The organism is Gordonia sp. DT218 (assembly GCF_049847105.1).
GTDB lineage: Bacteria > Actinomycetota > Actinomycetes > Mycobacteriales > Mycobacteriaceae > Gordonia.
In genome coordinates, this window is sequence record NZ_JBNCNS010000003.1 from 456,869 (window position 1) to 481,126 (window position 24,258).

The window sequence follows — 24,258 nt, forward strand, 5'->3', positions numbered from 1 at the left end:
CCAAAACTGAAACGTGTTCTATGTCGGTGTTGCCGGATTCAAGGTCGGGATATCGCCATGTCATGGCGGCAAATATGGGTCAGGTGCTTCCCTTGGTCTGTAACACGTCCTAGTGTTGGTGACCATGACTGATGTTCAGGATGCGACGACCGACTTCGACCATCTGCGGGGCGGCACCCACCTCGGCGACCTGCTGGTGGCCGCGTTGGGCCGCCACGCCGACCGCAAGGTGCTGTTTCTCGGGGACACCGAGCTCACCGGACGCGAGATGGCCGACGCCGTCAGCCGCTATCAGCAGGCGTTCGAATCGATGGGGGCCGGGACCGGCGCGACGGTCGGGCTGCTTGCACTCAATCGGCCGGAAGTGCTGCTGGTGATCGGTGCCGGGCAGACCCAGGGGTGGCGACGCACGGCGCTGCACCCGCTCGGCTCCCTCGACGACCACGCCTACGTTCTGTCCGATGCCGGGGTCACCACACTCGTCATCGATCCGGTCCCGATGTTCGTCGAGCGCGCGGCAGCGCTGATGGAGCGTGTCGACAGCCTCAAGCAGGTGCTGACCTTGGGGCCGGTGCCGGAGGAACTCGCCGCCTACGGCCGTGACGTGATCGCGGAGGCGGCCAACTACCAGCCCAGGCCGCTCGTGGCCGCCGACCTGCCGCCCGAGCACGTCGTCTCGATCACCTATACCGGCGGCACCACCGGCAAGCCGAAGGGTGTCATCGGCACCGCACGTGCGATGTCGACGATGACGCAGATCCAGCTCTCCGAGTGGGAGTGGCCGGAGAACCCGCGGTTCCTGATGTGCACGCCGCTCTCCCATGCCGGTGCCGCATTCTTCGTGCCGACCCTCATCAAGGGCGGGTCGATGGTCGTCATGGCCAAGTTCGATCCCGCCGAGGTGTTGCGGGTGATCGAGGAGGAGCGCATCACCGCGACGATGCTGGTGCCGTCGATGCTCTATGCGCTGATGGATCATCCGGACTCCCGAACCCGCGACCTCTCGTCGCTGGAAACCGTGTATTACGGTGCGTCGGCGATCAATCCGGTTCGTCTCGCGGAGGCGATCGAACGCTTCGGTCCGATCTTCGCGCAGTACTACGGCCAGTCTGAGGCGCCGATGGTCATCAGCTACCTCGGCAAGAACGACCACCCGAAGCCCGGCGAGGACACCCGGCGGCTCAGCAGCTGCGGCCGCCCGTCGGCATTCCTGCGCACCGCGCTGCTCGGTCCCGACGACAAGCCGGTGGCCCAGGGCGAGCCCGGCGAGATCTGTGTCGCCGGGCCGCTGCTGGCCGGCGGGTACTGGGGTCTGCCGGAACAGACGGCGGAGACCTTCCGGGACGGCTGGCTGCGTACCGGCGACGTGGCCCGTGAGGACGCCGACGGGTTCTGGTACATCGTCGACCGCACCAAGGACATGATCGTCACGGGCGGCTTCAACGTGTTTCCGCGCGAGGTGGAAGACGTTGTCGCCGAGCATGCTTCGGTCGGTCAGGTCGGCGTGATCGGGGTGCCCGACGACAAGTGGGGTGAGGCCGTGACCGCCGTCGTGGTGCTGCGCGGGGACGCGGACCAGAGCGACGAGGCCAAGGAGCTCGTGACCAAGGAGATCCAGCAGTCGGTGAAGGACCGCAAGGGCGCGGTGCAGTCGCCCAAGCAGGTCGTCTTCGTCGAGTCGCTTCCGTTGACCGCACTGGGTAAGCCGGACAAGAAGGCCCTGCGCGCGAAGTTCTGGGAGAACTCGGAGCGCGGGGTCGGCTGAGGACTGTCGTCGTCGCCACTTCGTTGGTCGAGTAGTCGCGAGCTGTTACCGACCTGTTGGTCGAGTAGTCGCGAGCCGCTAGGTGAGTGACGTATCGAGACCCCGGGGGATGTTGCTGGTGGTCTCGATACGCACGCTCGTTCCTCGCGGGCTACTCGACCGGCGAGCCGTAGGACACGCGTAGTTCCTTGACCCCGTTCAGCCAGCCCGACCGGACACGTTGTGGCTCGGCGATCTTGGACATGTCCGGGACGATGTCGGCGAGGGTGCCGAACATCAGGTTCACCTCGAGTCGGGCGAGGTTGGCGCCGATACAGAAGTGGGCGCCGTTGCCGCCGAAACTCAGATGTGGGTTCGGATCTCGCGTGATGTCGAAGGTGAACGGGTCGTCGAACACCGTCTCGTCGTAATTGGCCGAGCTGTAGAACAACCCCACACGCTGCCCGGCCGCGACCGGCACGCCGGCCACCTCGGTGTCGGTGATTGCGGTGCGCTGGAAGCAGTGCACCGGCGTGGCCCAGCGAATGATCTCGTCGACGGTGGTTGCCGGTCGATCGCTTCGATAGCGGGCCCACTGATCGGGATTGTCGAGAAATGCGTTGACGCCGTGCGAGATCGCGTTTCGGGTGGTCTCGTTGCCCGCGATGACGAGCAGGATCACGAAGAAGCCGAACTCGAGTTCGCTCAGTGCGTGACCGTCGATGTCGGCCTCGACGAGGGTGGTGACGAGGTCGTCGCGAGGATTCTTCCGACGATCCTCGGCCATCGCGTACGCGTAGGCGAGCATCTCAGTGTTGGCGGTGAGCGGGTCGTACTTGGAGTCGGGGTCATCGGGATTGACCATCGAATCGGCGAGGTCGCAGAGACGGTCATGGTCGGCGGCCGGCACGCCCAGGAGACCGAGGATGGCCTGCAGCGGCAGGTGGATGGCGACGTCGTCGACGAAGTTTCCGCTGCCCTTCTCGGCCGCGGCCGTCACGATCTCGCGTGCCGCCGCCGACAGCTGCTCCTCGAGTGATGCCACCGCCCGTGGGGTGAACATGCGGGACACGATCTTGCGCATGCGGGTGTGCTCCGGTGGATCCATGTTGAGCAGAAAGCACCTCGATGCCTCGAGCTGCTCGCGCGTTGCATGCTCGGGAACCCGCATCACCGCGCCCTTGGCCCAGTTGGACCAGGTCGCGGTGTCCTTCGAGATCGATCTGATGTCCGAGTGCCGACTGATCACCCAGAATCCGTCGTCGTCGAAGTAGGTGGGACCGAGCGCCTGCTTGTTCCACCAGACGGGCGCGGTTGCACGGCGAACGGCGAACTCGGCCAGCGGTAGACCGCGTTCCAGCAGGTCGGGATCGGTGAAGTCGATGTCCTCGAACTTGCGGGTGGCCGATGCAGTCATGTCGTCCTCGCGGGTCGCGGTAGTGGTCCGAGTGTGGCCCACATCACTCGAAAATACACCGAATTCGACGACGTATGGTCGCGATGCCGCACCCGCGAGGATGTCGCGCGACGGCTCAGGAGACCGGACAGACCCCGTATCGCACCGGGAGGTCCTTGACGCCGTTCAGCCAACCGGAGCGGATACGCCGCATCTCGCCGATCTTGCCGATGTCCGGCAGGGTGTCGGCGATCGCGGTGAAGATCAGGTTGAGCTCGAGCCGGGCGAGGTTGGCCCCGATGCAGAAATGCGGGCCGTTCCCGCCGAATGCGAGGTGCGGGTTCGGATCGCGTGTGACGTCGAAGGTGAACGGCTCGTCGAACACGTCCTCGTCGAAATTGGCCGAGCCGTAGAACAATCCGACCCGCTCGCCCGCGCGGATCGACACCCCGCTCACCTCGGTGTCGGCCAGGGCGGTGCGTTGGAACGCATTGACCGGGCTCGACCAGCGGAGGATCTCGTCGACGGCGGTGCCGGGCCGGTCACGCTTGAAGAGTTCCCACTGAGCGGGGTTCTCCAGGAACGCGTTCATCCCGTGTGTGGTCGCGTTGCGGGTGGTCTCGTTGCCCGCTGTGATCAGCAGGATGACGAAGAACCCGAATTCGGTCTCGTCGAGGGCCTCGCCGTCGATGTCGGCGTTGACCAGCATGGTGACCACATCGTCGGTCGGGTTCTTGCGCCGTTCCTCGGCAAGGTTGTACGCGTATCCGAGGAGTTCGGCGTTGGCCATCGTCGGGTCGATCGTCTGGTCCGGGTCATCGGTGTTGATGATGGCGTCGACGAGTACGTGGATCCGTGACCGGTCGGCTTCGGCAACGCCGATCAGATCCAGGATCGCTTGTAGCGGTAGGTGAATGGCGATGTCGTCGACGAAGTTCCCGGTGTCCTTGGCGGCGGCCTCGGTCACGATGTCACGTGCGTAGTCGGTGAGCACCTCGGAGAGCGCGGCCACGGCCTTGGGGGTGAACAAGCGCGAGATGATCTTGCGAAGACGGGTGTGCTCGGGCGGGTCGTGATTGACCAGGAGTGCCTTGGTGAACTCGAGCTGATCGGGTGTCATGTAGTCCGGCAGTCGGATGATGGCGCCCTTCGCGTTGGTCGACCAGACATCGCTGCGCTTCGAGATCTCGCGGATGTCGCGATGCTTCGTGATCGCCCAATAGCCGCCGTCGGTGAACACCGAGGTGCCCGGTGGCTGCGCGTTCCACCAGACCGGCGCGGTGCGACGGAGTTGCGCGAACTCCTCGCGGGGGATGCCCTTCTCGAGCACATCGGGATTCGTGAAGTCATAGCCTTCGCCGAATGGACAGACTCCGCTGGTGGTTGCCGTCATGAGTTCTCCCTGCTCTTGCCGGCGCGGGTCGCGATGGACCACGCGCGGTGTGGCCGACGCCACTACATCATACATCTCCAACCGATGTGTATGGTCTACCGCCGCCGGGCTCGGCGCGACATCCGCCCTGGCAGGTAGGGTCGGTTCCCATGAATCCGGTCCGGATCGCGTCGACGGTTGCATGCCGATGAGGACGCACGGTTGGGGTGGTCGGGTGCCTCGCAACGACGACGAGGCCACCGCGAGAATTCTCGCCGCCACCCGGACGATCATCGACGGACGAGGGGCGTCGACGAGCATTGCCGATGTCGCGCGTGAACTCGATGTCACGCGGCAGACCGTCTATCGGTACTTCGCCAGCACCGAGGAGTTGCTCTCGGCAACCGCGCTCGATGCCGTCGGCGCGCTCCTGGACCGGATGACCGAGCGGTTGCGCGGGATCACGGCTGCCGACGACGCAGTGGTGGAAGGTGTTGCGGGCGTGCTCGAAGAACTCCGCGACGACGATTACGTCGGGCTCCTGTTCCGCGCCGACCGGCTCAGCGTGCCGGTCGTCGGCGAGATCACCTCGGAGATCGGCCGCGTCTTCGCACGGTCGATGGTCGATCGGATGGACGTCGACTGGGCGGGGTCGGGCTACACGGACCGCGAGCTCGACGTCGTGGTCGAAATCGTTTTGCGCACACTGCAATCCATGGTCATCGACCCCGGCTCTCCGCCGCGTTCGGCGGCCGCTCTCCGGGAGTTCCTGGATGCGTGGATGGGGGCGTCCATACGTGGGCTGGTGGCCGCACCCCGGCGAGGGGTGCGGCCGGACCGGGTCAGCGCGGTTCGCAGATGACGACCGGGATCTCCCGGTCGGTCCACGCCGCGTAGGTGTCGAAGTCGGCGTAGAGGGAGACGAGTTGCGGCCACAGATCGTCGCGCTCGGCATCCGTCGCCGTCCGCGCCGTCAACTCGTGGGTTTCCTTGCCGACCTGGATGGTCACCTCGGGGTTCGCGACCAGGTTGAGATACCAGGCCGGATTCTTCGGTAACCCACCCTGCGACGCGACCACCACGAAGGAATCGCCCGTGCGGAGGTAGAGCAGCGGTGCCGTCCGCGGCTCGCCCGTTTTGCGTCCGATGGTGGTGAGCAGGCACATCGGGACGGGATTTCGTAGACCGGCGCCGATGCGCCAGGTATTGCCCAACCGCCCGCCGGTGGCCTTGTACACCTTCGCGTTGAGGCGAGAGCCGACCTTGATCAGCGACGCCACGGCCGGCGAGCTCAGCTGTTTCGGCCGTGCATTGGGATCCATGACCGGCATCAGATTCGTTCGATGATGGTGCCGGTGGACAGTGCACCACCGGCGCACATGGTGACGAGGGCGGTCTGGCCGTCGGTGCGCTCGAGTTCATGCAGTGCGGTGGTCAGCAGCCGGGAACCGGTGCTGCCCACCGGGTGTCCGAGTGCGATGGCGCCGCCGTTGACGTTCACCTTGTCCATGTCCGCGTTGTGGACCTGGGCCCAGCTGAGCACGACCGAGGCGAAGGCCTCGTTGATCTCGACGAGATCGATGTCCGACAACGCCATTCCCGACTTGGCGAGCACGCGTTCGGTCGACTGGACCGGTCCGTCGAGGTGGTAGTGGGGCTCGGCGCCGACGAGTGCCTGGGCCTTGATCCGTGCACGGGGCGTCAGACCGAGAGCGCGGGCCTTCGCCTCGTCCATGATGAGAACCGCGGCGGCACCGTCGGAGATCTGCGACGACGTGCCCGCGGTATGGATGCCGCCGTCGAGGACCGGCTTGAGTCCGGCCAGCGACTCCAGGGTCGTCTCCCGTAAGCCCTGATCCCGGCTGACGTCGAGGACGTTCCCGGTGAGCTCACCCTCCTTGGTGCGCTCGGGTGCCTTGAGGGCCAGGACCTCGCGGTCGAATCGTCCCTCGTCCCAGGCCTGCTTGGCGAGACGTTGGCTGCGCTCGCCGAGGGCGTCCACGTCGGCCCGGGTGATGCCGCGTCGCGTTGCGATGCGTTCGGCCGCCTCGAACTGGTTCGGCAGGTCGACCGTCCAGGAATCCGCGTGATAGGGCCCGGCGTCGGTGCCGACGTTCGCGCCGAGAGGGACCATCGACATCATCTCGATGCCGCACGCGATGCCCACGTCGATCGCATCGGTGGCGATGAGCCCCGCGATGAGGTGGTTGGCCTGCTGGGCGGACCCGCACTGACAGTCGATCGTGGTGGCGCCGGCGTGTTCCGGAAGACCCGCCGACAGCCATGCCTTGCGGGTGATGTTGCCTGCTTGCGCCCCGGCCTGGGTGACGCAGCCGCCGATCACCTGCTCGACGATGCTCGGATCGATGCCTGCTTTGTCGATCAGGCCGCTCTGCGTGAGCCCCAGGAGTTCCTCGGCATGCAGGCCGGACAACCACCCGGCTCGCTTGCCGATCGGCGTCCGCGCTGCCTCGACGATAACCGGCACACCCATGCCCAACTCCTCTTCAGGTCTGTTCTACTTCGACCTCCTCAAAGTAGAACAAGTTCCTATTCGCGTCTATGGCCGGGGCGGCTTGTGGCCACGGCGGTGTTCAGAACGCGTTCGCCCGGAAGGGCGTTGGGTGGTCGCGGGCGAGATGTGCACCGGGCTGACCTCGTGACCGGCCCCGCGTCGTCGATGTGGCAATGAATATTGATATTATTTCCGCACCTCGCAAGCTTGCCGGGCAGGCAAAACTAGAACAAGTTCTCGTTGGGGACTGTCTTTTGGGTCACAGTGTGCTCTAATGGGTTTTGAAACAGGTTCTAAATCTCACAGCGAGGTGGTGTGACGTGACCCAGGCTCAGGGTGCGACAACAGGCGCCGATATCGGGGGCGCAGAGGCGACAAGTTCGTTCATGGAGCAGGAGGGTTGGGATTTCACCAGCCCGGACCTGCTTGAACAGGGTATTCCGGTCAAGGAGTTCGCGCAGCTGCGCAAGACCGCTCCCGTGTGGTGGAACGCCCAGCTGGAAGGCAAGGGTGGCGGCTTCCATGACGGCGGCTACTGGGTGGCTTCCAAGCATGCCCACATCCGGGAGATCTCCAAGAACAACGACGACTGGTCGACCGCGACCAACGGTGTCATCATGCGGTTCGACGACGAGATGAACCAAGATCAGCTCGACGTCACCAAGGCGCTGCTGATCAACCACGATCCGCCGGATCACACGCGGCTGCGCAAGCTGGTCTCCAAGGCCTTCACCCCGCGCGCGGTGCAGGCGCTGGAGGACAAGCTCGACAACGCGGCCCGCACCATCGTCAGCAAGGCCGCGGAGACGGGCACCGGCGACTTCGTCCACGATGTCGCCGTCGACCTGCCACTGCTGGCGATTGCCGATCTCCTGGGCGTGCCGGAGGTCGATCGGGGGAAGTTGTTCGACTGGTCGAACAACATGATGAACTACGACGATCCGGAGTTCGGCGAGGACCCGGAGATGGCGTCCGCCGAAATCCTCGGCTACGGCTACACGATGGCCGAAGAGCGTCGCAAGAACCCGGTCGACGACATCGTCTCCACCCTGGTGAACGCCGACATCGACGGTCAGAGCCTCGACGAGACCGAGTTCGGGTTCTTCTTCATCCTGCTGACCGTGGCGGGTAACGAGACCACGCGTAACGCGATCAGCCATGGCATGAACGCCTTCCTGGAGAACCCCGATCAGTGGGAGCTGTTCAAGAAGGAGCGTCCGGCGACCGCGGTCGACGAGATCGTGCGGTGGGCGACCCCGGTCAACTGCTTCCAGCGGACGGCCAAGCGTGACACGCAGATCGGTGGCGTCGACATCAAGGAGGGTCAACGCGTCGGCATGTTCTACGGCTCGGCGAACTACGACGAGGACGTATTCGACGACCCGTTCACGTTCAACATCATGCGCGACCCGAACCCGCACGTCGGATTCGGTGGCAACGGGGCGCACTTCTGTATCGGTGCGAACCTGGCGCGTATGGAGATCAACCTGATGTTCAACGCGCTCGCCGATCTGGTCCCGGACATCAGTCGTCTGCAGGCGCCGCGCCGACTCCGTCACGGATGGATCAACGGCGTCAAGGAGCTCCAGGTCGACTACGGCGTGAAATGACCGCGCAGGAGACCGGACGGAACGACTCGCCCGCCTACCTCAACATCGACCGGGAGAATCATCCCGCGGTGGTGGCGGGTCGTCGGTCCCGCGAGCTCGTCGCGGCCCGCGACAAGCAGGCGTGGTTGGACAACTTTGCCGTCGAGGGGTCGGTAGAGGACCCGGTCGGGCCGTCGATGTTCGACCCCGAGGGCAAGGGTTTCCACGGTCACGACCAGATCGCGGAGTTCTGGGACAAGTCGATCGCCACCACGGAGAGCATCGAGTTCGTGTTCGACGACGAGATCATCTGCGGTGATGAGGTCGCCTACGTCGGCAAGATCGTCACGCACATCGCCGGGCACGTCTCCGAGGCGCACGGGGTGTTCACCTACCGTGCCGATGCCGACGGGAAGATGGCTGCGCTGCGGGCCTTCTGGGAGGTCGAGAAGACGATCAAGTCGGTCCGGCCGGCCTGAGGCGGACACCACTTTTCCACCCCATCTCTTGTTTTCCACCTCGTCCCCGACGAAGGTGGATCACGAGAGGTGGGGTGGATTCGTCTTCCGCATTGCCCCACACCAGCTGCTGCGAAGGTGGAGCAATGCGTGCGATCGAGCGTATCCGCGGTTATGTCAATGCCTTTGGGTCGTCGAAACGACATCGAGGTGATCTGGGCGGATGGCTCGGTCGCCGACCACAACTGCTGGCCGCCACGGGCATCTACGAATCGGCGCTGCTGTTCAGCAATCGCCTCGATCCGAAGATCAAGGAGCTCGCCGAGCTGAAGACCGCGGGTCTCGTGAGTTGCGAATTCTGCCTCGACATCGGGTCCGCCCTGGCGCGCGGCGCCGGGGTCACGGAACAGCAGATGCGCGACCTGCCACGTTATCGGGACAGCGAGGCGTATACGGAGTTGGAGAAGCTGGTGCTCGCCTACGCCGAGGCGATGACGGTGACGCCGGCCGTCGGCGACGACCTGGCGGAGTTGCGGGATCAGCTGTCCCAGGAATTGTCGAAGGGGCAGATCGCCGAACTGGCCGCGACCATCGCATGGGAGAACCAGCGGGCCCGGCTCAATCAGTCCCTCGGTGTCCGTCCGACTGGTATGTCCGACGGTGCGGCGTGCGCGCTGCCGGAGCCAAGGGTCTGAACTTCGCGCCTGCCGTCGGCACCATCCCGTCGATCGAGTAGCCACCGAGCGAAGCGAGGCGGCGTATCGAGATCACTCGTCGGGAGTGGTCTCGATACGCCGCCTCGCTTCGCTCGGCACCTACTCGACCAGCGGAGGGTCGGTGGCTACTCGACCAGCGGAGGGTCGGTGGCTACTCGACCGGCAATGCGCCGCCTAGTGGGCGGGCTTGTCCGCGCCCACCAGCCACATCGAGAAGTACTGCGAGCCACCGCCATACGCGTGACCGAGCGCCTTGCGGGCGTCGGGCACCTGGTGATCGCCTGCCTTGTTCATCACCTGGATCGCGGCCTCGGCGAAGCGGATCATGCCCGACGCGCCGATCGGATTCGACGACAGCACGCCACCGGAAGCGTTGACCGGCAGCTGCCCGCCGATCTCGGTCTCGCCTGCCTCGGTGAGCTTCCAGCCCTCGCCCTCGGCGACGAAACCGAGGTTCTCCAGCCACATCGGCTCGAACCAGGAGAACGGCACGTAGATCTCCGCGGCGTCGATCTCCTGGAGCGGATTGCTGATCCCGCCCGACTTCCACAGGGCCGCAGCGGCGTCGCGGCCGGCCTGCGGGCTCACCACGTTGCGGTGGGCGTAGGAGAGTGGTTCGGTGCGCATGGCGGTGGCGTGAATCCACGCCACCGGATCACCCGCGGAAGCAGCGTCGTCGGCGGCCTGTTCGTCGCCGATCACCACTGCACACGCACCGTCCGACGACGGGCAGGTCTCGTCGTAACGGATGGGGTCCCACAGCATCTGGGACTCCATCACCTTCTCCGTGGTGATGTCGGCCTGCTGCAGGTGGGCCAATGGGTTCTTGGAGCCGTTGCGCCGGTCCTTGGCCGCGACGATGGCGCCGATGTTCGACGGCGCACCGGACTGCCGGATATAGGACCGGACGTGCGGTGCGAAGAAGCCACCCGCACCCGCGCCGACCGGCTTGGTGAACGGAACCGGGATCGACAACGCCCACATGGCATTCGACTCGGACTGCTTCTCCCAGGCGACGGCCAGCACCCGCCGATGGACACCGGCGAACACCAGGGACGCGGCGACGTTGGCGGTGGAGCCGCCCACCGAACCGGCGGTGTGCACACGGATCATCCGTTTGCCGACCGCACCGATGGCCTCGGCCATCGCCAGTTCGGGCATCATCGACCCCTCGAACAGGTCGGGGGCCTTGCCGATGACGATCGCATCGATGTCGTCGATGGAGACCTTCGCGTCCGCCAGGGCGGCGTCGATGGCCTCACGGCACATACCCGCCATCGTCACGTCGTGGCGTTTGGCGACGTACTTGGTCTGGCCGGTGCCCAGGACCGCTGCGCGATTGTTGTGTGCCATCAGTTCTCGTCTCCCGCATTCTCGTCTGCGCTCAGGGTGACCACCATGTTCTGCTGCAACAGCGGGCCGCTCGTCGCATGTGCCAGCGCGGTCTCTGCCTCGCCGCTCAGGATCTCGTGTGCGGCATAGCCCACCCGCTGAAGGCCCGCCGAGAACAACGAGTTCCCGGTGAGTGCGCCACCGGACGGGTTGATCCGCACCGAGTCGGGCAGGCCGATCGCGTTGCGCACGATCAGCTCCTGATGAGTGAACGGTGCATGGATCTCGGCCACATCGACCGCCCGCGTGCGATGACGGAAGGCGGTGTCGGCGGCGAGCGACGTCGACGGTGAGACGGTCAGATCTCGCGCGCCGAAGTTGGGTGTGTCGATGCGGTGATCCCAGCCGGTGATGAACGCCGGGTTGGCGACGAGCTCGCGGGCCCGCCGTTCGCTCGCGATGATCACCGCGGCGGCGGCGTCGGTGTACGGCGCGATGTCATGAGCGCGAAGCGGATCGGCGACGAGGTCGGTGGCGAGCAGATCGTCGACCGACTTGCCGGTGGTGCGCGCGGCGACCGCAGCCATGTCGGCCTCGGTCCAGGCACCCGAGTCGATGCCGGCACGGGCCTGCAGGGCGCCGAGTGAACGGGCATCCGGCCACAGCGGACCGACGGTGTACGGATCGGTCTGCAGGGCGAGGGTCTGATCCATGTTGCCCGCGGTCGATTTGCCGAAGCCGTAGGCCAGCGCGAGGTCCACCTCACCGGTGGCGATCTTCACCCATGCCTCGTACAGCGCCCAGGCGGCGTCCATCTCGACGTGTGACTCGTTGATCGGCGGCATCGCCCCGATGGAGTCGATTGCGGAAATGAACGAGAATGCGCGTCCGGCGAGGTAATCCGACGATCCGCTGCACCAGAACTCGATGTCGGTGCGGGAGATGCCGATGTCGGCGTACAGCTTCTGGAAACACGGGATCAGCATTTCGACACCGTTGGTGGTGCCGTGGGTCCCGACGATGTTCGGGCTGTGCGCGAACCCGATGATCGCAATCCGGGGGAGTGTCACAAGAGCTCCTAGTTCTTCAGAGAAGAAGGGTCAGATGATCGATCAGAGGTGATCGCGGTAGGTCTCGTACTCGGCATCGGGCTCACCGGTCGGTGCGAAGTGGCTGATATTGCCGATCGAGTGATCCCATTCGTCCTCGGGGAGCCAGACGGCCTTGACGCGCATGCCCATTCGGACATCCTCCGCGGCACAGTCCAGGATGAGGTGCAGGAACGGGATGTCCGAACCGTCGAGCAAGACGTACGCGGCCACATACGGGGGTTTGATCCGCTGTCCCTGGAACGGCACGTTGACGATGCAGAACGTGGTGACGATCCCGGTGTTGCCCAACTCCACCCGCTCGACCGCCGTGGCGCCGTCGGCCGGGCTCACCTTGCGCGGCGGGAAGTAGACGCGTCCCTCGTCGACGCCGGAACCGATCCGGGAGCCGTAGAGCTTGCCGGCCTTGAGTCCCTCGAGGTACCAGGACTCCTCTTCGGTTGCGGAGTGCGCGATCTCGGTGGTGATCGGCGTCGTCATGACCACGAGGTCACCCTCGGGATTCTCCGCCTCGTTGGCGGGAGCGGCCTCCCCGGACTCGCCGGGAGCGAAGTACGCGATGTCGTCGATTCGGCCGATCCGGGCGGGACGCCAGACGGCGTGCACGCGAAGGCCGGTCGAGATGTCGCCGGGCGCATCGACGGCGACCACGTGCAGCATCGACGTGTCGGCACCGTCGAGCTTGATGAGCGCCCAGGCGAACGGCTTGTCGAGGGGCTGGGGATCGAGCGGTTCCTGCTGCCACGACCAGGAGATCACGGTGCCGGTCGGGGCGACGTCGACCAACTCGGTCGTCGGGGCGCCGCCGGCAGGATCGAACTCGACAGGCGGGACCGAGACGGTGCCGCCGCTGCCCTTGGAGCCGACGATGCGACCGTCGCGCAACGCGAGTGCGAACTGACTCAGGACCGGCCCCAGCGAACGCGTGTACTCGAACGAGTTCTTCAGGGGTGCGGTGAGGATCGGGGACTCCGGCTCGGGTACCGCCGCAACGGGGCTGGCCGGGGCCGGACGGGGTGCTGTTGTGCTGGTGCTCACGCATCGAGTAGAACACGTTCTAGTATTGAGGCACAAGGTGCATGTCACAGACTCGGGCCCGCGATGGCCGGGGCGACGTTGGAGGACGCCAGATGAAGCTCGGACTACAGCTCGGCTATTGGGGGCAGGGGCCCATCGAGAACGCCCCGGAGTTGATCGCGGCGGCCGAAGATGCAGGTTTCGAGGCGGTTTTCACGGCCGAATCGTGGGGCTCGGACGCCTATACGCCGCTGGCCTGGTGGGGCGCGGCGACCGAGCGGATCAAGCTGGGGACCTCGGTGGCCCAACTCTCCGCGCGGCCGCCGACCTCCCTGGCGATGCACGCGCTGACGCTCGACCACCTCTCGGGCGGGCGACACATCGTGGGTCTGGGGGTGTCGGGACCGCAGGTCGTCGAGGGCTGGTATGGCCAACCGTTCGCCAAGCCGCTCGCGAGGACGCGGGAATACGTGCAAGTCGTGCGGGACGTGTTGGCGCGGGAAGCGCCGGTGCGCAACCCCGGGTCGCACTACCCGTTGCCGTATCCGGCCGACGCGCCCGGATCGACCGGACTGGGCAAGTCGCTCAAACCGATCACCCATCCGCTGCGCGCGGACATCCCGATCTGGCTCGGGGCCGAGGGGCCAAAGAACGTGGCACAGACCGCGGAGATCGCCGACGGCTGGTTGGCGATCTTTTACAGTCTGCGTCTGGCCGGCCAGTACGAGGAATGGCTCGCCGAAGGTTTCGCGCGGCCGGGTGCACGGCGCAGTCGTGACGACTTCGAGGTGTCGGCGACGGCTCAGGTGGTCATCACCGACGACATCTCCGCCGCTATCGAGCGATACCGGCCGTCGACGGCACTCTATGTCGGTGGGATGGGCGCAAAGGAGAAGAACTTTCACGCCGAGCTCTACCGGCGGATGGGGTACGGCGACGCGGTCGACGAGATCGGTGCGCTGTTCCGCGCCGGAAAAAAGGCGGAGGCGATGGCCGCGGTGCCGGACGAGATGGTCCGGGAGACGATGATCGTCGGGACCGCCGACGAGGTCCGCGCCCAGATCAAGCAGTGGGAGGCAGCCGGGGTCAGCATGCTTCTGGTGACCGCGCGGGACACCGGGACGATCCGCGAGCTCGCCACACTGGTCTGATCTGCAATGCCGAATATGTCGAAATATATTGGGAGGTCGGACAAGTCGCCCCCAACCGTCGGGCGTCGGGCGTCGGCAATCGTGAGCGGTCCCGATAGCGGACGACAAGACCCTGCGCCGTGCGTAGACACCGAGGCGATCGATCGCATCATCGAGGTCGCCGGCGATCTCATCGAAGGTGGCGAGTCGGTCAGTGTCCGACGTGTGGCGCAGTGCTCGGGCGTGACCCGCGAGACCGTGTACCGCTACTTCTCGAGCGCGGATTCGATTGTGTTGGCGGCCGCTGAATCGGCGGCGTCGGAGTTCCTCGTGGAACTCTCGACGGCGTTGCGTGAGATCGCCGGCCCGGTCGACACGGTGGTCGAGGGAATCGCCATCACGATCGAACAGTTGCGGGCCGACCAGCGCTTCGCCCTGCTGTTCAACGCCACCGGCCGATCTCGGTATCTCGACGAGGTCACCTCGCCGGAGGCCATCGCAGTCGGACGATCGATCCTCGACGAGGTCGGCGTGGATTGGCGTGATCGGGGCTGGACCGACGCTGAACTCGATGAGTTGGTCGAGTTCATGTTGCGGACCCTGCAATCTTTCATCGTCGATCCCGGCGAGCCGCCCCGGACGGGAGCGGGCCTGCGCTGTTATCTGCGACGTTGGGTCGCGCCGGCAGTCGCGGTCGGAGCAGATGCGGCGAACGGACCTTGAGGTCGCGAATGTCCACCCATGGGCGGATTGACATCCTTTGTCGGCGCGCGCATCGTCGAATCGTGGGCAGGAAACTGAAGAACGATTGGTCGGGGCAGTCCTTTCCGCACGCCGGCCGGCGCAAACCCTTCATCGGCGATCTCGGCGTGTCCGACCCTCGGCATCCCCTGCTGAGTCTTCTCGAGTGGGGAGCCGACCTCGGGCCCATCTACGAGATGCGGATCTTCCGCCAGAACTTCGTGTTCGTCTCGAACGCCGAGCTCGCGGCCGAACTGTGCGACGAGTCGCGCTTCTGCAAGGCGCTTCCGCCGGCCATCACCGCGCTCCGTCAGTACGCCGGCGACGGTCTGTTCACGGCCCACAACGACGAGCCGAATTGGCAGCTCGCACATGAACTCCTGATGCCGGCCTTCACAAAGGCGGCCATGCAGTCGTACCACCCGATAATGCTCGAGACGGCCGGGGAGCTGTTCGATTACTGGGACCGGCAGAGCGGCCCGGTGGACGTCACCCGGTCGATGACCAAGCTGACCATGGAGACGCTCAGCCGTGCCGCGTTCAGTCACGACTTCGGGTCGTTCACCACATCTGAGCCGCATCCGTTCGTGGGGGCGATGATCCGTGCGCTGGAGACGGGCCGGCGCAAAGGCGGATTGTTGACCGCCCCGGGTGGTCGGTTGCTCGGACGCTACCTCGATCATCGCAACGCGGACCAGCAGGCGTATGTGGATCGGCTCCTCGACGACCTGATCGCCGAACGCACCGGGTCGACCGATCAGCACGACCTGCTCGGCATCATGCTCAACGTCTCGCATCCGGAGACCGGAGAGCGGCTGTCCCCGTTGAACATCCGCTATCAGATCCTGACCTTCCTGGTGGCGGGGCACGAAACCACCTCGGGTGCATTGGCGTTCACTCTCTACTACCTTTCCAGGAATCCCGAAGTGCTCGCGGCCGCGCAGCGTGAGGCCGATGAGATCCTCGGCGCGGATCCCCGCGCGACACCGACCTTCGAGCAGGTACCCAAATTCCGCTACATCCGCCGATGCCTCGATGAGGCGCTCCGAATCTGGCCCACGGTGCCGGCGTTCGCGCGGAGCCCGCGGTCGGAGACGACGCTGGCGGATCGATACCGGATGCAGCCGGAGGACTGGGCGGTGATCGTGCTCGGTCAAGTGCACCGCGATCCCGCCGTCTGGGAGAACCCCGACGTCTACGATCCGGATCGCTTCCTGCCGGCGAACATCAAGCAGCGTCCCGCACACAGTTACAAGCCGTTCGGCAGCGGCCTGCGGGCGTGTATCGGCCGGCAGTTCGCGATCCACGAAGCGGTGTTGGTCTTGGCGTGCCTGCTCCATCGGTACGACCTGACCGGCGATCCCGACTACGAACTCGCGGTCGACGAACGGCTCACGATGGTGCCGCGGGACTTCGAACTCGGCCTCGAGCCGCGACGGCAGCTCGCGCTCAACACATGATTTCGTAGCAATAATCCGCGCGTGCCGCGGATTATTGCTACGAAATCGGCTCACTCGCCGGTGAAGACCGGCTTCTCCTTGTTGGCGAAGGCCTTCGGACCGATCTTGGCATCCTTGCTCTTGAAGACGGAGATGCCGAGCTTGGACTCGACCTCGAAGGCATCGAGCTCGTGCATGGCCTCGGTGTCGCGCATGGTCTTCAGGATCGCCTGCACGGCGAGCGGGCCGTTGGCTGCGATGGTGTCGGCGATCTCGAGTGCCTTGTCCAGCGCCGAACCATCGGGCACCACATAACCGATGAGGCCGTACTCCTTGGCCTCGGCGGCGGTGATGTGCCTGCCGGTCAGCAGGAGATCGGCCGCGATCGTGTACGGGATCTGACGCGGCAGCCGAACGGCGCTGCCGCCGAGCGGGAACAATCCCCAGCGGGCCTCGGCGACACCGAATTTGGCCTTCTCGCCGGCCACGCGGATGTCGGTGCCCTGCAGGATCTCCGTGCCGCCCGCGATGGCCGCACCCTCGACGGCGGCGATCAACGGCTTGGTGAGACGGCGACCCTTGAGCAGTGCGGGCAGGCTGGCAGGATTCCACGATCCCGAATCGGCGGTGTCGCCGGGGGAGTTCTGGTTCATCGCCTTGAGGTCCATGCCCGCGCAGAAGGCGCCGCCTGCACCCGTCAGGACGGCCACCCGGATGTCGGGATCGTTGTCGACCTGATCCCAGGCCTCGACCATGATCCGCATCATCTCGGCCGACAGCGCGTTGCGTGCCTCGGGACGGTTCATCGTCACGATCAGGGCATGCCCGCGCTTCTCGACGAGGCAATCCGGGCCCCGGTCGGTGGAAGTGTCGGAACCGGCAAATGTGGTCATCGTCGTCCCTCGCGAATGTGTGTGTGATTGCGGCTTGCCCGAAACGATAACACGTTCTAATTTTGAACCATGGCCTACACGATTGCCGACCTCATCGAGCATGCGGTCGATCTCATGCCCGAACGAACAGCCCTCGTCTCGGGTGAGGAGTCCCGGACCTATACCGAACTGGAGGCGCGGTCCAACGCGCTCGCCCACAAACTGCGCGATCTCGGCGTGCAGCCAGGGGACAGGGTGGGGCTGTACAGCAGGAACACCATCGAGTCCGTCGAGGCGATGGTCGCCATCTTCAAGGCCCGCGCGGTGATGGTCAACGTCAATTTCCGCTACGTGGAGGCGGAGCTCGAGCACATCTTCACCGACTCGGGGATGTCGGTGCTGATCCACGAGCGCCAGTTCTGCGAGCGCGTGTGCAACACGTTGCCGAGTTCTCCGACGATCACGAACCGGATCGTGATCGAGGACGGAACCGACGCCGATCTTTCCTGCGCGGGGTACGGCGACGCGATCCGTTACGAGGACGCCATCGCCGAGTCATCGGCGAAGCGGGACTTCGAGGATCGTTCCGGGGACGACCTGTACATGCTCTACACGGGCGGCACCACGGGCAAGCCGAAGGGTGTGGTGTGGCGCCAGGAAGATGTCTGGCGTGTTCTCGGCGGCGGCATCGACTGGTACACAAGCGAACCCGTGGCAGACGAATGGGAGCTGGCCCGCGCGGGCGCCGACGGCGGACAGCTGGTGCGCTTCCCGATACCGCCGTTCATCCATGGTGGATCGCAGTGGGCGGTGTTCCAGGCGCTGTTCGGCGGCGGGAAAGCCGTTGTCTACCCGGACTTCAGCGGGCCGGCCGCCTGGGAGGCCGTCGAACGGCACGGGGTCAACGTCATCTTCATCACCGGAGATGCCATGGGGCGGCCGATGATCGAGGCGCTGGAGGTGAAGGACGATTACGACCTCTCCAGCGTGGTGTCGGTCGCGTCGTCGGCCTGCCTGTTCTCGCCGAGCATCAAGGAGCAGTTCCTCGACCGGTTCCCCAATTCGGTGATCATCGATGCGATCGGGTCCTCGGAGACCGGTTTCGGTGGACTCGGCGTCGTCGCCAAGGACACCCCGCACACCGGCGGACCACGCGTGAACGCCGATAGCGAGACCCATGTCCTGCGCGAGGACGGGACACCGGTGGAACCGGGCAGCGGAGAGGTCGGCGTGCTGGCACGGTCCGGGCACATCCCGCTGCGCTACCACAATGATCCGGAGAAGTCGGCGAAGACCTTCCGGGAGTTCAACGGTGTTCGTTATTCACTTCCCGGCGACTCGGCCCAGCTCGAGGCCGACGGCAGCATCACCATGCTGGGCCGCGGTTCGGTGTCCATCAACACCGGTGGCGAGAAGGTGTTCCCGGAGGAGGTGGAGGGCGCGCTGAAGGCCCATCCGGACGTGTTCGACACCGTCGTCGTCGGTGTTCCCGACGAACGGTTCGGTCAGCGGGTTGCCGCGGTGATCGCCACCCGCGGGGATGCGCGTCCCGCGCTTGCGGACCTGAACGATGTGGTCCGCAAGGAGCTCGCCGGGTACAAATGCCCTCGCAGCGTGTGGTTCGTCGACGAGATCAAGCGATCCCCGGCAGGTAAGCCCGACTACCGGTGGGGTGCCGGAATCACCCAGGAACGTCCCGCAGATGAGGCGCTAGGCGCCCCGGAGAAGAGCTGACATGCGCACCGAACTCGCCGATCGATTCGGCATCGAATACCCGATCTTCGGGTTCACCCCGAGCCAGGACGTGGCGGCCGCGATCAGTCGTGCGGGTGGCCTCGGCGTCCTGGGCTGTGTCCGCTTCAACGACGCCGAGGAGCTCGACGAGGTCCTCGAGTGGATGCACGAGAACACCGACGGCAAGCCGTTCGGCGTCGACATCGTGATGCCCGCGAAGATCCCGACCGAGGGCAGCAAGGTCGACCTCGACTCGATGATCTCGCCGGAGCATCGTGCTTTTGTCGAGCGCACCCTCGACGACCTCGGCGTCCCGCCGCTGCCGAACGGCGAGCGGGTGGATGCCGGCGTGCTGGGCTGGTTGCACTCGGTCGCCCGGTCCCATGTGGACATCGCGATGGAGCACACGCGTAAGTACGGGCAGATCAAGCTGATCGCCAACGCGCTCGGCTCACCGCCCGCCGATGTGATCCAGACGTCGCACGACAACGGCGTGCTGGTGGCGGCGCTGGCCGGCGCCAAAGAGCATGCGCTGCATCATGTGGAGGCCGGCGTCGACATCGTCATCGCGCAGGGCTACGAGGGCGGCGGACACACCGGTGAGGTCACCTCGATGATCCTGTGGCCGGAACTGGTGGACGCCGTGCAGGATTCGGCGCCGGTGCTCGCGGCCGGCGGCGTGGGCAGCGGTCGGCAGATCGCGGCCGCGATCGCCCTCGGCGCGCAGGGCGTGTGGATGGGGACCTACTGGCTCACCGCCGCCGAATACAAACTGGGCATGGAGCCCGACGCCGACGGGCCGTCGACAGTCCAGAAGGCGCTGCTGAAGGCGACCTCACGGGACACCGTGCGTCGTCGTATCTATTCGGGCAAACCCGCGCGGCTGTTGAAGACCAAGTGGACCGACGCCTGGGACGCGCCCGATGCGCCCGACCCGCTGCCGATGCCACTGCAGAACCTGCTCGTCGCGGAGGCTCATGCACGGATCTCCGCGGCCGACGATCCGGACGTCGTCGCGATGCCGGCCGGTCAGATCGTGGGGCGGTGCAACGAGATCACCCCGGTCGCCGACATGATCGCCGACCTGGTGAGTGAGTACGAGCAGGCGGTCGGACGGATGAACGCGACGTTGACGTCGCCGGTCGCCTGACTCCGCGCACTCGCAGACACACAGAACTCCCACAAACACGGTATGCATTGCGTGTTTGTCGGAGTTCTCGGTGTTCGGGTCAGGTGGCGATCCCTTCGCGCTCGAGCCATTCGCGGACCATCGGAACGACCCGGTGGTGTCGGAGGTCGGCCCACACCCAGCGGATCACCATGACGCCGAGGCGTCGGAGGGCATCCTCGCGTTCCTTCTCGCGGCGCATGGCGTCGAACGGGGTCTCCCCGGTGCGGAGATGCCGTTCGTATTTCTTCATGCCGTCGAACTCCGCGGCGAGCTTGCCCACCCAGTCGTAGTCGGTTCGCCCTACGAAGTCGCCGTTCGTGTCGAAGAACTCGTGTTGGAGGCGCGGCACCGGTAGGCCGGCCGCGATGATCTGGGCACGCCCCCACGATTCACCAGCGTTCTCCGCACCCCCGTCAGCATGGTCGAGTGCCCGGCGTGCCTGGGTGACCCCCCGGCGACGGCTCTCGAGAAGCTCGCCGAGAACTTCGGGATCGGCACCTCGTCGCAGGGCAGAGTCGAGGACTGCCAACGCCTGCGCGAACTCGCCGCCACACGCCACGTCGATCGCCGTCCGTTCGAGCGAGGTCACCGCGAGGCCGTCGATTGTGGTCACGTCGGCTGGATCGAGGTGACCCGAGTGGAGGTGCCGCTGCTTTTCGACCCGTCCACCGGTCCGGAGTCCGGTGACGAAATGTACTTGATCCAGCTGAGGTTTCAGCAGCGACAGGTTGTGTTGTAGCGCAGCCGATTCATGGCTGAGTGCAAAGTTGCCGCCGCTGAGCTCGAAGGCAGCCGACGAGCGCAGGCGATGACGTTGCTCGGGGTCCGACGGTAGGTCTGCGGTCGCAACGAATGCGCCGGGCCAGATCTTGGCGAGGTGCTTGTCGCTCACCGCGCGTGCGAGCTGGTTGTCGGTGAAGCCCTGAGCCAGGGCGTCGCGACGAAAGGTGATCCGGTGACGGCCGGTGGGGAAATCATGCATGAAGATTGGACGCACCAGCCGCTCGATCGGGTCCGTCGAGAATTCTGTGCTACCAGAACTCCCACAAACACGGTATGCATTGCGTGTTTGTGGGAGTTCTCGGTGTTCGGGTCAGCAGGGCGTACCGGCAGGGAACCGATAGCGGTGACCATCGCGGACCCAGGTGGGTGGCGCCTGAACGTCGCGAAGGGTGCGTTTGACGGTCTTGAAGGTTGCCGTGTCGGGCAGGGAGTCGGTCACGCGCACCCGATGCGGCCACTGCTTCGGCCCCAGATCGGCTTGTGCCTCGAGGAACTCGGTGAAGCCATCGGAATCCAGGGCCTCGTCGTCGACCACGAGCACCGCTTCGATCTCGTCGCCGATCTCGACCGGCACCCCGTAGACCGCGACCTGCCGGATGTGCTCATGACGCAGCAGGATGCGTTCGATCGGCCCGGTGCCGAGGTTCTCGCCGTCCACGCGGAGCCAGTCGCCGAGCCGGCCGGCGAAGTGGAGGTAGCCGGCGTCGTCGACCCAGGCGAGGTCTCCGGTGTGGTAGACACCGCCGCGGAGGCGCTCAGACGATGCCTCCGGGTCGTTGTAGTACCCACTGAACAATCCCGGACCGGAAGAGTTGACGATCTCGCCGATCTCACCGGTGGCCACCGGGTCGCCGGTGTGCGGATCGAACAGTGCGGTGGGGGCGCGGAGCGGGCCGAGCGCATCCGGGGGAGTGTCGGGGGTCCGCGTGATCGCGACACCGCCTTCGGTGGAGCCGAATCCGTCGACGACGCGGCACCCGAAGCGCTCGGCAAAGCGAACCCGGTCCCGCGCGGACGCCTCATTGCCGTACATGATGCGGAGCGTGTTGTCCGCGTCGTCGGGACGCTCCGGCGTTGCCAGGATGTAGTTGAGCGGCTTGCCGACGTAATTCGCGAAGGTGACCCCGTGGCGACGGAGATCGGGAAGAAAACCACTGGCGGAGAATCGATCACGCAGAGCGATCGACGCGCCGCCGGCAAGTGCGACCGACCAGCCGGCGATGACCGCGTTGGAATGGAACATCGGCATCGCCAGATACACGACGTCGTCGGAGCCGATCTCGAATCGCTCCGCGAGCATCCGGCCACTCTCGGCGAACTTTCGCTGTGTGCACCGGACGGCCTTCGGGTCCCCGGTGGTGCCCGAGGTGAAGATCAGCATCATCAGGTCGTCGGGCGCCGGGGGGTGGTCTCGATACGCCGCTCCTTCGTCGCGGCTACTCGACTGGCGGGGGTTCGCGGCTGGTTCGTCGCACTCCTCCCGCTGATCGAGTAGCGGCGAACGGAGTGAGTCGCGTATCGAGATCACCCAGCCCTCATCGTCGACGTCGATCACCGGCACGTCACCCAGGTCGACGTCGTCGAGCAGATGTCGTGTCCGGTCGTCCGTGAGCACGACCTGGCAGTCCGCACGTGCGACATCCGCGGCCAGTCCGGCCCCGCGCCTGGTGGTGTTCAGTCCGACGAGGACGAACGCACCCAGCGCCGCGGCGCCGAGTAGATAGCTGAACTCGGGGGAGTTCTCCATGAGCACGCCCACGTGCGGCGGACGATCCGCGGGCAACAGATCTCGCAGGGCGGTACCTCGTGCGGTCGACGCGGCGACGTGGGACCGCCACGAGATGAACTCGTCGTCGTGGCGAAGGCCGCGATCGTCCACCTCGGACAGCGCGGACAGCAGCTCGGCGAGAGTCACACCGGTGTGTCGGCGAGCACGGCGCCTATTGACGCGAGTACGACCGGAGACGACCCGACAGTGAACTCGTTCTGCTTGGCACGCAGGAAGTATCGGTGTACCGGATGGCTGGTGTCCAGGCCGACACCACCATGGACGTGCACGGTGGTGTGGGCGACGCGGTGGCCTGCCTCGGTCGCCCAGAACTTGGCGGTGTTGATCGCCGTCCGCAGATCGGACTCGTTGCCGGTCGGCGCATCGCCGTGGAGGTTTGCGAGCATCCACGCCGCCTGAGTGGTGGTGAGCGAGAGTCCCTGTGAGTCGATATAGCCGTCGGCGAGGCGCTGCGCCACGGCCTGGAACGAGCCGATCGCGCGTCCGAACTGCTCGCGCTCGCGGGCGTACTCGGCAGTGAGTTCGAGTGCGCGAGAAACGATTCCGGACTGTTCCGCGCAGATCGCCAACGTCAGTCGATCGGCGACATCGTGGACCGCGGTGACCCCGCCGTCGAGGATGCGATCGGCGACGATCGTCACATCGGTGAAGTCGATCTGACCGGTGGGGATCTTGCCCGTCGACGCGGTGGCGGTGATCTGCACTCCCGGATCGTCGGCGGACACGACGACGGCGAGCGGGCCGTCGGGGCCGATCGCATTGACCACGAGCGTGTTCGCGGCCACCGCGTAGGGCACGTTGACCTTGGTGCCGGTGAGCGTGAGGCGATCGCCCGCCCGCGTCACGCTGGTGGTCGGGGTGGTCACGTCGCTGCCGAGGTCCTCCTCGAACGCCACGGTGAGGACGATGTCGCCACCGGCGCCCGGAACGACGACCGACTCGCGCAGTGCCGGGGTGCCCCGCGTCGCGATGACGGGAAGCGCGGCACAGGCGTGGGCGGTGAACGGGACGCGTGCGAGGACGCGACCGAGTTCCTCGGCGACCAGGGAGTTCTCGATCGCCGACAGGTCGCCACCGCGATCACCCGCCAGTTCGGTCGACAACTCCAGGCCGAGCAGTCCGGCGGTGCCCAGCTCGCGCCACAGATCGGCGTCGATCGGCGCGTCGGCGGTCTCGAGTTCCGCCACCCGCTCCGGGGTGCTGATCTTGGTGGCGATGTCGCGTGCGAGCCCGCGGACGTCCTCGCCGGATTCGGGAAGTGTGAAATCCATTGTTCGTGCGCTGCTTTCGGTGGTGGTGGTGGTGGGTGGGGTCTCGATACGCCGCTCCTTCGTCGCGGCTACTCGACCAG

At 65.9% G+C, this 24,258-nt stretch carries 21 protein-coding genes; 10 read left to right on the top strand and 11 right to left on the bottom strand.

Annotation, left to right across the window (positions count from 1 at the left end):
* Nucleotides 1–124 precede the first annotated feature (124 nt).
* The gene (gene fadD8, locus ACPXCG_RS13665; protein ID WP_425792503.1) at nt 125–1,765 is read left to right on the top strand and encodes a fatty-acid--CoA ligase FadD8; all 1,641 of its coding nucleotides are present in this window, start codon (nt 125–127) and stop codon (nt 1,763–1,765) included.
* A 151-nt stretch (nt 1,766–1,916) separates the two neighbouring features.
* On the opposite strand, the gene ACPXCG_RS13670 is transcribed toward fadD8, so the two are convergent.
* Nucleotides 1,917–3,161: a cytochrome P450 gene (locus tag ACPXCG_RS13670; RefSeq protein ID WP_425792504.1), complete on the bottom strand. Its 1,245-nt coding sequence runs from the start codon at nt 3,159–3,161 to the stop codon at nt 1,917–1,919.
* A 115-nt stretch (nt 3,162–3,276) separates the two neighbouring features.
* Nucleotides 3,277–4,533, bottom strand: a complete 1,257-nt coding sequence (locus ACPXCG_RS13675) for a cytochrome P450 (protein ID WP_425792505.1) — start codon at nt 4,531–4,533, stop codon at nt 3,277–3,279.
* Between the two features lie 187 nt (nt 4,534–4,720).
* Here ACPXCG_RS13675 and ACPXCG_RS13680 point away from each other — a divergent pair, with 187 nt between their 5' ends.
* The gene (locus ACPXCG_RS13680; protein WP_425792506.1) at nt 4,721–5,374 is read left to right on the top strand and encodes a TetR/AcrR family transcriptional regulator; all 654 of its coding nucleotides are present in this window, start codon (nt 4,721–4,723) and stop codon (nt 5,372–5,374) included.
* Here the strand turns inward: ACPXCG_RS13680 and ACPXCG_RS13685 are convergent.
* Both ACPXCG_RS13685 and ACPXCG_RS13690 read right to left on the bottom strand, forming a co-directional pair.
* Entirely contained in the window at nt 5,355–5,843 is a 489-nt protein-coding gene (locus tag ACPXCG_RS13685; RefSeq protein ID WP_425792507.1) for a nitroreductase family deazaflavin-dependent oxidoreductase, read from the bottom strand. The two genes, ACPXCG_RS13680 and ACPXCG_RS13685, sit on opposite strands and share 20 nt — an antisense overlap.
* Complete coding sequence (locus ACPXCG_RS13690) at nt 5,843–7,006, bottom strand: steroid 3-ketoacyl-CoA thiolase (protein WP_425792508.1); 1,164 nt, start codon at nt 7,004–7,006, stop codon at nt 5,843–5,845. The genes ACPXCG_RS13685 and ACPXCG_RS13690 overlap by 1 nt, the downstream gene beginning before the upstream one ends.
* A 341-nt stretch (nt 7,007–7,347) precedes the next feature.
* On the opposite strand from ACPXCG_RS13690, the gene ACPXCG_RS13695 reads away from it, so the two are divergent.
* From ACPXCG_RS13695 to ACPXCG_RS13705, 3 genes are all read left to right on the top strand, one after another.
* Complete coding sequence (locus ACPXCG_RS13695) at nt 7,348–8,637, top strand: cytochrome P450 (RefSeq protein WP_425792509.1); 1,290 nt, start codon at nt 7,348–7,350, stop codon at nt 8,635–8,637.
* On the top strand, nt 8,634–9,095 hold the full coding sequence (locus tag ACPXCG_RS13700) for a nuclear transport factor 2 family protein (protein WP_425792510.1): 462 nt from the start codon (nt 8,634–8,636) through the stop codon (nt 9,093–9,095). Before ACPXCG_RS13695 ends, ACPXCG_RS13700 begins: the two co-directional genes overlap by 4 nt.
* 125 nt (nt 9,096–9,220) lie before the next feature.
* Nucleotides 9,221–9,769 carry a carboxymuconolactone decarboxylase family protein gene (locus ACPXCG_RS13705; RefSeq protein WP_425792511.1) on the top strand — a complete coding sequence of 183 codons (549 nt, stop codon included), beginning with the start codon at nt 9,221–9,223 and terminating at the stop codon, nt 9,767–9,769.
* 195 nt (nt 9,770–9,964) lie between these two features.
* Here the strand turns inward: ACPXCG_RS13705 and ACPXCG_RS13710 are convergent, their stop codons facing one another.
* Genes ACPXCG_RS13710 through ACPXCG_RS13720 form a run of 3 tightly spaced genes read right to left on the bottom strand, consistent with a single transcriptional unit; the run spans nt 9,965 to nt 13,269 of the window.
* The gene (locus ACPXCG_RS13710) at nt 9,965–11,143 is read right to left on the bottom strand and encodes a thiolase domain-containing protein (RefSeq protein ID WP_425792512.1); all 1,179 of its coding nucleotides are present in this window, start codon (nt 11,141–11,143) and stop codon (nt 9,965–9,967) included.
* Nucleotides 11,143–12,192: a thiolase domain-containing protein gene (locus ACPXCG_RS13715; RefSeq protein ID WP_425792513.1), complete on the bottom strand. Its 1,050-nt coding sequence runs from the start codon at nt 12,190–12,192 to the stop codon at nt 11,143–11,145. The genes ACPXCG_RS13710 and ACPXCG_RS13715 overlap by 1 nt, the downstream gene beginning before the upstream one ends.
* 42 nt (nt 12,193–12,234) lie before the next feature.
* On the bottom strand, nt 12,235–13,269 hold the full coding sequence (locus ACPXCG_RS13720) for a Zn-ribbon domain-containing OB-fold protein (protein WP_425792514.1): 1,035 nt from the start codon (nt 13,267–13,269) through the stop codon (nt 12,235–12,237).
* Nucleotides 13,270–13,361: 92 nt separating this feature from the next.
* Here ACPXCG_RS13720 and ACPXCG_RS13725 point away from each other — a divergent pair, with 92 nt between their 5' ends.
* From ACPXCG_RS13725 to ACPXCG_RS13735, 3 genes are all read left to right on the top strand, one after another.
* A complete protein-coding gene (locus ACPXCG_RS13725; protein WP_425792515.1) occupies nt 13,362–14,399 on the top strand; it encodes an LLM class F420-dependent oxidoreductase in 1,038 nt (345 codons plus the stop codon).
* Nucleotides 14,400–14,480: 81 nt separating this feature from the next.
* The gene (locus ACPXCG_RS13730) at nt 14,481–15,101 is read left to right on the top strand and encodes a TetR/AcrR family transcriptional regulator (RefSeq protein ID WP_425792516.1); all 621 of its coding nucleotides are present in this window, start codon (nt 14,481–14,483) and stop codon (nt 15,099–15,101) included.
* 8 nt (nt 15,102–15,109) lie between these two features.
* A complete protein-coding gene (locus ACPXCG_RS13735) occupies nt 15,110–16,579 on the top strand; it encodes a cytochrome P450 (protein ID WP_425792517.1) in 1,470 nt (489 codons plus the stop codon).
* Between the two features lie 50 nt (nt 16,580–16,629).
* Here the strand turns inward: ACPXCG_RS13735 and ACPXCG_RS13740 are convergent, their stop codons facing one another.
* Complete coding sequence (locus tag ACPXCG_RS13740; RefSeq protein WP_425792518.1) at nt 16,630–17,451, bottom strand: crotonase/enoyl-CoA hydratase family protein; 822 nt, start codon at nt 17,449–17,451, stop codon at nt 16,630–16,632.
* Nucleotides 17,452–17,520: 69 nt separating this feature from the next.
* Here ACPXCG_RS13740 and ACPXCG_RS13745 point away from each other — a divergent pair, with 69 nt between their 5' ends.
* A complete protein-coding gene (locus ACPXCG_RS13745) occupies nt 17,521–19,164 on the top strand; it encodes an acyl-CoA synthetase (protein WP_425792519.1) in 1,644 nt (547 codons plus the stop codon).
* A 1-nt stretch (nt 19,165) separates the two neighbouring features.
* Nucleotides 19,166–20,314, top strand: a complete 1,149-nt coding sequence (locus ACPXCG_RS13750; protein ID WP_425792520.1) for an NAD(P)H-dependent flavin oxidoreductase — start codon at nt 19,166–19,168, stop codon at nt 20,312–20,314.
* Between the two features lie 79 nt (nt 20,315–20,393).
* Here ACPXCG_RS13750 and ACPXCG_RS13755 read toward each other — a convergent pair whose 3' ends face one another.
* From ACPXCG_RS13755 to ACPXCG_RS13765, 3 genes are all read right to left on the bottom strand, one after another.
* Nucleotides 20,394–21,332 (bottom strand): type IV toxin-antitoxin system AbiEi family antitoxin domain-containing protein, encoded by a 939-nt coding sequence (locus ACPXCG_RS13755; protein WP_425792521.1) that lies wholly within the window; start codon nt 21,330–21,332, stop codon nt 20,394–20,396.
* Nucleotides 21,333–21,428: 96 nt separating this feature from the next.
* Nucleotides 21,429–23,033, bottom strand: coding sequence for a long-chain-fatty-acid--CoA ligase (locus ACPXCG_RS13760; protein WP_425792522.1), 1,605 nt, complete (start codon nt 23,031–23,033; stop codon nt 21,429–21,431).
* Nucleotides 23,030–24,178, bottom strand: coding sequence for an acyl-CoA dehydrogenase family protein (locus ACPXCG_RS13765; protein WP_425792523.1), 1,149 nt, complete (start codon nt 24,176–24,178; stop codon nt 23,030–23,032). Before ACPXCG_RS13765 ends, ACPXCG_RS13760 begins: the two co-directional genes overlap by 4 nt.
* Nucleotides 24,179–24,258: the final 80 nt, after the last annotated feature.